8 protein-coding genes and 1 pseudogene are annotated in these 8,945 nt (G+C 71.9%); 7 read left to right on the forward strand and 2 right to left on the reverse strand.

Annotation, left to right across the window (positions count from 1 at the left end; genetic code table 11):
• Positions 1-44 precede the first annotated feature (44 nt).
• Complete coding sequence (locus tag ACFW9D_RS13645) at positions 45-317, reverse strand: antitoxin (RefSeq protein ID WP_188336466.1); 273 nt, start codon at positions 315-317, stop codon at positions 45-47.
• A 55-nt stretch (positions 318-372) separates the two neighbouring features.
• Positions 373-651, reverse strand: coding sequence for a hypothetical protein (locus ACFW9D_RS13650; protein WP_384621350.1), 279 nt, complete (start codon positions 649-651; stop codon positions 373-375).
• A gap of 182 nt (positions 652-833) precedes the next feature.
• On the opposite strand from ACFW9D_RS13650, the gene miaA reads away from it, so the two are divergent.
• From miaA to ACFW9D_RS13685, 7 genes and pseudogenes are all read left to right on the forward strand, one after another.
• Complete coding sequence (miaA, locus tag ACFW9D_RS13655; protein ID WP_188336464.1) at positions 834-1,772, forward strand: tRNA (adenosine(37)-N6)-dimethylallyltransferase MiaA; 939 nt, start codon at positions 834-836, stop codon at positions 1,770-1,772.
• 107 nt (positions 1,773-1,879) lie between these two features.
• Positions 1,880-2,347: a hypothetical protein gene (locus tag ACFW9D_RS13660; RefSeq protein ID WP_384621365.1), complete on the forward strand. Its 468-nt coding sequence runs from the start codon at positions 1,880-1,882 to the stop codon at positions 2,345-2,347.
• A 56-nt stretch (positions 2,348-2,403) separates the two neighbouring features.
• Positions 2,404-3,273, forward strand: a complete 870-nt coding sequence (dapF, locus tag ACFW9D_RS13665; protein ID WP_188336462.1) for a diaminopimelate epimerase — start codon at positions 2,404-2,406, stop codon at positions 3,271-3,273.
• Positions 3,274-3,412: 139 nt separating this feature from the next.
• The gene (locus tag ACFW9D_RS13670; RefSeq protein WP_188336461.1) at positions 3,413-5,533 is read left to right on the forward strand and encodes a bifunctional (p)ppGpp synthetase/guanosine-3',5'-bis(diphosphate) 3'-pyrophosphohydrolase; all 2,121 of its coding nucleotides are present in this window, start codon (positions 3,413-3,415) and stop codon (positions 5,531-5,533) included.
• 77 nt (positions 5,534-5,610) lie between these two features.
• The gene (locus ACFW9D_RS13675; protein WP_384621355.1) at positions 5,611-7,077 is read left to right on the forward strand and encodes a M1 family metallopeptidase; all 1,467 of its coding nucleotides are present in this window, start codon (positions 5,611-5,613) and stop codon (positions 7,075-7,077) included.
• A 190-nt stretch (positions 7,078-7,267) separates the two neighbouring features.
• The gene (gene hflX / locus ACFW9D_RS13680) at positions 7,268-8,764 is read left to right on the forward strand and encodes a GTPase HflX (RefSeq protein ID WP_384621357.1); all 1,497 of its coding nucleotides are present in this window, start codon (positions 7,268-7,270) and stop codon (positions 8,762-8,764) included.
• 62 nt (positions 8,765-8,826) lie between these two features.
• Positions 8,827-8,945: pseudogene (locus tag ACFW9D_RS13685) on the forward strand (ABC transporter ATP-binding protein); the annotation flags it as partial.

The raw sequence follows: 8,945 nt of genomic DNA on the forward strand, positions 1-8,945 counted from the left end.
CCCGATGGCTTCGCGGCCGTCCGCACGAGGTGACGCGCGTGGCGTCAGGAGGCCGGAGGCGGGGTCGGCGGGGTGCCGTCGCCCCCCTTGCCCTGGGCCCCCCGGTCGGGGGACTCGGACATCCGGTCCACGGCGTCCTTGGCCTTCGCCGTGCCCTGCTGGATCTTGTCGCTGTACTTGCCCTTGGTCCTCTTGTCGACCATGTCGGCGGCCTTGTCGAGGCCCTGGTCGATCTTGTCCCCGTGCTGCTGCGCGAGGCCGGAGGCCTTGTCCTTGGCGGGGCCGAACTTGGCTTTGAGCTGGTCCAGGAAGCCCATGGATCTCACTTTCCTCGCGGATGTCCCACGCCCGGACGGGCGTGCGCGGCAGGTGCTACTGGCGGGCGCCCTCGCCGGCCTCGCTGTCGGCCGCCTGCTCCGCGGACTGCTGCTTCGGGATCTCCACCGCGTCGGTCGCGGCGGGAGCCGCCGGCTCGTCCGTCTCCGGGGCCTGTGCGGACCGCTCCGCCTCCGCGGGGGCCGGCGCCGGGTCGCCCTCGGCCTCCGCGGCCTCGGGCTCGGCGTCGGCCGTCACGACGGCGGCCTCGGTCTCGGCCGACGACGCCTCCTCGCTGTCCTTGGCCTTCCGGCGGAACATGGCAAAAACGCCCATTTCAACTCCATACGGTACTCGTGCGGGCGAAATCCCGCCCTGCCCGGTGCGTCCCATTGCGCCGCCCGGGTCGCCGGTCCTCGAAACCGGCGGCTGGAACCTCGCAACAGGCAACGACCCCGCACCGGGCTCGTCACGTAGCTCGTTCGAGAAGCGGCAAGAAGGTTTGCGAGACTGGGACGGTGAGTAGCGCAGCTCCCGCCCCGCGGGTCATCGCCGTCGTCGGGCCGACCGCCGCCGGAAAGTCAGATCTCGGTGTCTTCCTCGCCAAGGAACTCGGCGGCGAGGTCGTCAACGCCGACTCCATGCAGCTGTACCGGGGGATGGACATCGGTACCGCCAAGCTGACGCCCGAGGAGCGCGAAGGAGTCCCGCACCACCTCCTCGACATCTGGGACGTCACCGTGACGGCCAGCGTCGCCGAGTACCAGAAGCTCGCCCGCGCCGAGATCGACCGCCTCCTCGCCGAGGGCCGCTGGCCCGTCCTGGTGGGCGGCTCGGGCCTCTACGTACGCGGCGCGATCGACAAGATGGAGTTCCCCGGCACCGACCCCGAGGTGCGCGCCCGCCTGGAGGAGGAGCTCGCACTGCGCGGCCCCGGCGCCCTGCACGCGCGGCTCGCCGCCGCCGACCCGGAGGCCGGCGCCGCCATCCTGCCGAGCAACGGGCGGCGCATCGTGCGCGCCCTGGAGGTCATCGAGATCACCGGCAAGCCCTTCACGGCCAACCTGCCGGGTCACGACTCCGTGTACGACACCCTGCAGATCGGTGTGGACGTCGCCCGCCCCGAGCTCGACGAACGCATCGCCACGCGCGTGGACCGCATGTGGGAGGCCGGACTCGTCGACGAGGTCCGCACCCTCGCCGACCAGGGACTGCGCGAGGGCGTCACGGCCTCCCGGGCGCTCGGCTACCAGCAGGTACTGACGGCGCTCTCCGGGGACTGCACCGAGGACGAGGCGCGCGCCGAGACCGTGCGCGCCACCAAGCGCTTCGCGCGCCGCCAGGACTCCTGGTTCCGCCGCGATCCCCGCGTCCACTGGCTCAGCGGAGCCGTCGCGGACCGCGGGGAACTCCCGGCCCGGGCAATGACGTTGATCGAACGACCGGTTACAGCCTGATCACGTGATGGCATCGGGACGCCCGGGCGGTCATCCCGGCCACTCCGGGCGTGCCATCATCGACCATCGATCGACCAGTGGAGTCCGGAGTGGGAGGGCGCGTGGCGATGGAGGCCGGCCCTCGTGACACCGCACCAGGCGGGGATCAGTTGAGCCCTGACGGTCCTGAGGCGACCCCGGACGGCGTGATCGCCGACGGGCCGACCGCCGAGGAGATCGCCGCGCAGGACGAGGCGGCGGAGGTCGAGGTCGAGCTCCGCCCACAGCGCAGGCTCCGCATCTGGCAGCTCGCGCCCATCGTCATGCTGGCGACGCTCGGCTCCCTGATGTTCGCCTTCCCCCTGTTCTTCGAGTTCGGCGACGGCGGCGCCGTGGTCGCGATGCTCGGGCTGCTGATCAGCTCCTGCGCCGCCGGCTGGGGCATGATGGCCGCCCGCCGCGTCGGCTACACCATGCCCGGACTCCCGCCGCGCGGCTCCGGCCGCAGACCGGACTGGCGCGTCGTGGGCGCCTACGTGGTCGTCGTGGCGTCCGTCGCCGTGCTGGCCGTCTGGCGCGTCGCCCGCCTGCGGTGACCGGCCGCACACGGCCCCCGCTCACCCCCGGCGCGCTGACCCCGTACGATCGAGAGATGACCACTTTCCTCAAGGGTCACGGAACCGAGAACGACTTCGTGATCATCCCGGACGCGGAGAACGCGGTGGCGCTCCCGCCGTCCGCCGTGGCCGCGCTCTGCGACCGCAGGGCGGGTATCGGCGGCGACGGCCTCCTGCACGTCGTGCGCTCCGCCGCGCACCCCGACGCGCGGCACATGGCCGAAGAGGCCGAGTGGTTCATGGACTATCGCAACGCGGACGGCTCCGTCGCCGAGATGTGCGGCAACGGCGTACGGGTCTTCGCCCGCTACCTCCAACACGCCGGTCTCGTCGCCGAGGGCGATGTGGCGGTGGCCACCCGCGGCGGCGTGAAGGCGGTCCACATCGACAAGGAAGGCCTCGTCACGGTCGGCATGGGCCGCGCGACGCTCCCCGAGGGCGACGTCACCGTGTCCGTGGACGACCGCTCCTGGCCCGCCCGGAACGTGAACATGGGCAACCCGCACGCGGTCGCCTTCGTCGAGGACCTCGCCCAGGCGGGCACCCTCTACGACGCGCCCCCGTTCACCCCGGCGAGCGCCTACCCGCAGGGGGTGAACGTGGAATTCGTCGTGGACCGCGGCCCGCGCCACGTCGCCATGCGCGTGCACGAGCGTGGCGTCGGCGAGACGCGGTCCTGCGGCACCGGAGCCTGCGCGGTGGCCGTCGCCACGGCCCGCCGCGACGGTCACGACCCCGTGGCCGACGGCACCCCGGTGACGTACGAGATCGACCTGCCCGGCGGCCGGCTCAGCATCACCGAGCGGGCGGACGGGGAGATCGAGATGACCGGGCCCGCGGTCATCGTGGCCGAAGGTGAGATCGACGCGGACTGGTTCGCGGCGATCGAAACCGTAAACCCGTAAGCCTTCGCTCGAATGGGTGATCCGTTTCACGCTGGGCGAGAGGGGGACTGCGCCACGTGATGGGCTCGGTAGCATCAAGCACCGGTCCGGACGGGTGCCCCCGCCAGCCCGCCGCCGGTCGATCAAGCCGGAGGTGCTCATGAGTGCGGAGGCGACCAACCCCGCGACGCCCGGGCCGATCACGCCCGAAGCACCTCGCAGGCGTGCCCGCCCACGGATCGACCTGCGCCGCCTCGGCCGGGCCGCGCTGCTCGGCTCCGCGACCCGCGACCGGCTCCCGGACGCGATCAGCCACGTCGTCGAGGCCCACCGCGCGCACTACCCGGACTCCGACCTGGAGCCGCTGCGCCGCGCCTACGTGCTCGCCGAGTCCTCGCACCGCGGTCAGATGCGCAAGAGCGGCGAGCCGTACATCACGCACCCGCTCGCCGTCACGCTGATCCTGGCCGAGCTGGGCGCCGAGGCCACCACCCTGACCGCCTCCCTGCTCCACGACACGGTCGAGGACACCGAGGTCACCCTCGACCAGGTGCGCACCGAGTTCGGCGAGGAAGTCGCCTACCTGGTCGACGGCGTCACCAAACTGGAGAAGGTCGACTACGGGGCCGCGGCCGAGCCCGAGACCTTCCGCAAGATGCTCGTCGCCACGGGCAACGACGTGCGCGTCATGTCGATCAAACTCGCCGACCGCCTGCACAACATGCGCACCCTCGGCGTCATGCGCCAGGAGAAGCAGGAACGGATCGCCAAGGTCACGCGGGACGTCCTGATCCCGCTCGCCGAGCGCCTCGGCGTCCAGGCGCTCAAGACCGAGCTGGAAGACCTCGTCTTCGCGATCCTGCACCCCGAGGAGTACAAGCAGACCAGGGAGCTCATCGCGGCGAACGCGGCCCGCACGGAGCACCCCCTCGACGAGATCGCCGAAGAGGTGCGCGGCGTGCTGCGCGAGGCGGGCATCACCGCCGAAGTCCTCATCCGGCCCCGGCACTTCGTCTCCGTGCACCGCGTGCGGCGCAAGCGCGGCGAGCTGCGCGGCGCCGACTTCGGGCGCCTGCTCGTCCTCGTCTCCGAGGACGCGGACTGCTACGGCGTCCTGGGCGAGCTGCACACCTGCTTCACGCCGGTCGTCTCGGAGTTCAAGGACTTCATCGCCGTCCCCAAGTTCAACCTGTACCAGTCGCTGCACACCGCCGTGGCCCGCGCCGACGGCGAGGTCGCCGAAGTCCTCATCCGCACGCACCAGATGCACAAGGTCGCCGAGGCCGGCGTCGTCGCCCTCGGCAATCCCTACACGCCCTCCGGCGAGGAGCACCTGGACACCGTCGGCGAGCGCTCCGACCCCACCCGCCCCGGCTGGCTCTCCCGCCTCCTCGACTGGCAGCAGTCCGCGCCCGACACCGACACATTCTGGTCGACGCTGCGCGAGGACCTGGCCCAGGACCGCGAGATCACCGTGTTCCGGCCCGACGGCGGCACCATCGGGCTGCCCGCGGGCGCCAGCTGCATCGACGCCGCGTACGCGCAGTACGGGGAGGACGCCCACGCCTGCATCGGCGCGCGGGTCAACGGACGCCTCGCAGCGCTCGGCACCGTCCTCTCCGACGGCGACACCGTGCAACTCCTCATGGACCAGGACGCGGCCTCCGAGCCGTCCCGCGACTGGCTGGACCACGCCAAGACCCCGGCCGCCCGCATCGCCATCCGCCGCTGGCTCACCGCGCACCCCGAGGGCCCCCGCGCCCCCGAGCCGGAACCGGAGCCGCGGGCCGCCTACAGCGGCCCCTCGGCCCGCCCCGCCGCGGCGAACGCGGTGGTGGACCAGCCCGGCGCCGGTGTGCGCCTCGCAGGCTGCTGCACGCCCGTACCGCCCGACGAGATCACCGCCTTCGCGGTGCGCGGCGGCGTCGTCACCGTGCACCGCGTCGAGTGTTCCGGCGTGGCGCGCATGAAAGCGGCGGGGCGCGCGGAGATCGGCGTGCGCTGGGCCGACGCCGAGACCGCCGAGTACCGCGTCACGCTGATCGCCGAGTCCTTCAGCCGCCCGCACCTCCTCGCCGATCTCACCGAAGCCATAGCGCTCGAGGGCGTCGCCATCATCTCTGCGACCGTCGACCCGCCCGACCAGGGCCGCGTCCGCCACACCTACACCCTCCAACTCCCGGACGCGGACCGCCTCCAGAACCTGATGCGGGCGATGCGCAACGTGCCGGGCGTGTACGACGTGGACCGCGCCCGGCACGCCGCCGCCGGGGCGCACTGAGCGAACCCGGGGTCTCGTTCGGGTGGTCCGGCGCGTGCCGTCCGGGCCTTCGGGGCGCGCGCTGATAGCCGTAGGGGATGCTGCTCAGCTCCCGAACGCCCCGCACCGCCGCACTGCTCGCCGCCGGTGTCTCCCTCGCCGTGCTCGCCGCCGCCGCGCCGCAGTCCGCGACCCCGCTCGGCGTGGGCGACCGCCTCTTCCCGCACCTCGGCAACCCCGGCTACGACGTCCAGTCGTACGACATCGCCTTCACCTACCAGGGCGACAACAGCAAGCCGCTCGACGCCGTCACCAAGATCGACGCGCAGGCGACGGCCATGCTCGACCGGATCAACCTCGACTTCTCGCACGGCACGGTGCACTCCGTGAAGGTCAACGGCCTGCGCGCGGACTTCACGACCAAGGGCGAGGACCTGGTCGTGACGCCGACGCGGTCCGTCGTACAGGGGGAGCCGCTGCACATCACCGTGGAGCACACCAGCGACCCCGTGCCCGGCAAGGAGGAGATCGGCTGGGTGCGCACCAAGGACGGGCTCGCGATGGCCAACCAGGCGGACGCCGCGCACCGCGTCTTCCCGTGCAACGACCACCCGTCGGACAAGGCGTACTTCACGTTCCACGTCCGTACGCCCAAGGAGCTGACCGCCGTCGCCAACGGGCGGTCCGTGAGCACCACGCGCGCGGGGGACACCACCGACTGGACCTACCGCACGGAACACCCCATGGCCACGGAGCTGGCCCAGGTCTCCATCGGCCGCTCGTCCGTCCTGCGCCGCGAGGGCCCGCACGGCCTGGAGGTGCGCGACGTCGTGCGCACCGAGGACGTGAAGACGCTTGATCCCTGGCTCGCCGAGACGCCCGCGCAGATCGCCTGGATGGAGAGCAAGGTCGGCCGCTACCCGTTCGAGAACTACGGGCTGGTCATCGCGGACGCCACCACCGGATTCGAACTCGAGACCCAGACGCTCTCCCTCTTCGAGCGCGACCTCTTCACCCGCTCCGAGTACCCGAAGTGGTACGTCGAGTCGGTCATGGTCCACGAGCTGGCCCACCAGTGGTTCGGCGACAGCGTCAGCCCGCGCACCTGGTCCGACGTGTGGCTCAACGAGGGGCACGCCACCTGGTACGAGGAGCTGTACGCGCAGGAGAAGGGCAACCGCCCGATGGAGAAGCGGATGCGCGCCGCCTACGGGGCGTCGGACGCCATGCGCGCCGACGGAGGGCCGCCGGCCGCCCCGAAGAGCCCCGCGCCGGGCGAGAAGATCAGCATCTTCCGGCCGGTCGTCTACGACGGCGCCGCCCTCGTCCTGTACGCGCTGCGCGAGGAGATCGGCAAGGAGGCCTTCGAGAACCTGGAGCGGCAGTGGGTGAGCACGCACCGCGACGGCACGGCCACGACCGCCGACTTCGTCGCGCTCGCCTCGCAGATCGCCGGACGCGACCTGAACGGCTTCTTCGACGCCTGGCTGTACGGGAAGAAGACGCCGCCCATGCCCGGACACCCGGACTGGAAGGTCGAGCCGGTGAAGACGGCGGAGAAGTAGGCTTCGGCCCGGCACACCGGGGAAAAACCCTGATGACGAGACGCCCCGTTCCGTGCGAACATCTTCAGGTCGACGGCGCGGAGCGGCCGGCGGGCCACCGGGAATCCTGGGGCCGGGCCGAGCGTTGTCACAGGTGACGGAGGCTGGTCTCCGTCACGATGTTCCGAAATCCCACAGACGTAAGGATCCAATGACCTCCTCTTCTTCCCCTTCCCAGGAAGCGCAGAGCCTCGCGCAGAACTACCCCGAAGGTCTTCGGGCCGATGCCCTGATGGAAGAGGACGTCGCCTGGAGCCACGAGATCGACGGAGACCGGGACGGCGAGCAGTTCGACCGCTCCGAGCGCGCGGCCCTGCGCCGCGTCGCGGGCCTCTCCACCGAGCTCGAGGACGTCACCGAGGTCGAGTACCGACAGCTCCGCCTGGAGCGTGTGGTGCTCGTCGGTGTGTGGACATCGGGAACGGTTCACGACGCGGAGAACTCCCTCGCGGAGCTGGCCGCCCTCGCCGAGACGGCGGGCGCGCTCGTGCTCGACGGTGTGGTGCAGCGCCGGGACAAGCCCGACGCGGCCACGTACATCGGCTCGGGCAAGGCGCTCGAACTGCGCGACATCGTGCTCGAGACCGGAGCCGACACCGTCGTGTGCGACGGTGAGCTCAGCCCCGGCCAGCTCATCCACCTCGAGGACGTCGTCAAGGTCAAGGTGGTCGACCGGACCGCCCTGATCCTCGACATCTTCGCCCAGCACGCCAAGTCCCGAGAGGGCAAGGCGCAGGTCGCTCTCGCGCAGATGCAGTACATGCTGCCGCGACTGCGCGGCTGGGGTCAGTCGCTGTCCCGGCAGATGGGTGGCGGCGGCGGTGGCGGCATGGCCACCCGTGGTCCCGGTGAGACCAAGATCGAGACGGACCGGCGACGGATCCGCGAGAAGATGGCGAAGATGCGCCGTGAGATCGCGGAGATGAAGACGGGCCGCGACATCAAGCGCCAGGAGCGCAAGCGCAACAAGGTGCCCTCGGTCGCCATCGCCGGCTACACGAACGCGGGCAAGTCGTCCCTGCTCAACCGCCTGACGGGCGCGGGCGTCCTGGTGGAGAACGCACTGTTCGCCACCCTGGACCCGACCGTCCGCAGGGCCGAGACCCCGAGCGGCCGGCTGTACACGCTGGCTGACACGGTCGGTTTCGTCCGGCATCTGCCGCACCACCTCGTCGAGGCGTTCCGCTCCACGATGGAGGAGGTCGGCGACTCCGACCTGATCCTCCACGTGGTCGACGGTTCGCACCCGGCGCCGGAGGAGCAGCTCGCCGCCGTGCGCGAGGTCATCCGTGACGTCGGGGCCACCGAGGTCCCCGAGATCGTGGTGATCAACAAGGCGGACGCCGCGGACCCGCTGGTGCTCCAGCGCCTGATGCGCGTCGAGAAGCACTCGATCGCCGTCTCCGCCCGCACGGGTGCCGGCATGGAGGAGCTGCTCGCGCTCATCGACGCCGAGCTGCCGCGTCCCGAGGTCGAGGTCGAGGCACTCGTGCCGTACACCCACGGCCAGCTGGTGGCGCGGGCCCACTCGGACGGTGAGGTGATCTCCGAGGAGCACACCCCGGAGGGCACGCTCCTCAAGGCGCGCGTCCACGAGGAGCTCGCGGCCGAGCTCGCGCCGTACGCCCCGGCGGCGATCGCGAGCTGACGCGGCCGTCCCGCACGGCAGCACGACAGACAGGAGGGCGGGGGGGCGCGGGGGGCCGGGCCCCGGCGCGGCGGGGGCGGCGTCGGTGTGCGGCGCACGCCCGGGGGGCGCGCCCCGCCCGCCGCCCGGCTCGACATCCGGCGCGGCGAGATCTTCGGACTGCTCGGGCCCAACGGGGCCG

The sequence above is a fragment of the Streptomyces sp. NPDC059524 genome, assembly GCF_042749255.1.
Taxonomy (GTDB): domain Bacteria; phylum Actinomycetota; class Actinomycetes; order Streptomycetales; family Streptomycetaceae; genus Streptomyces; species Streptomyces xanthii.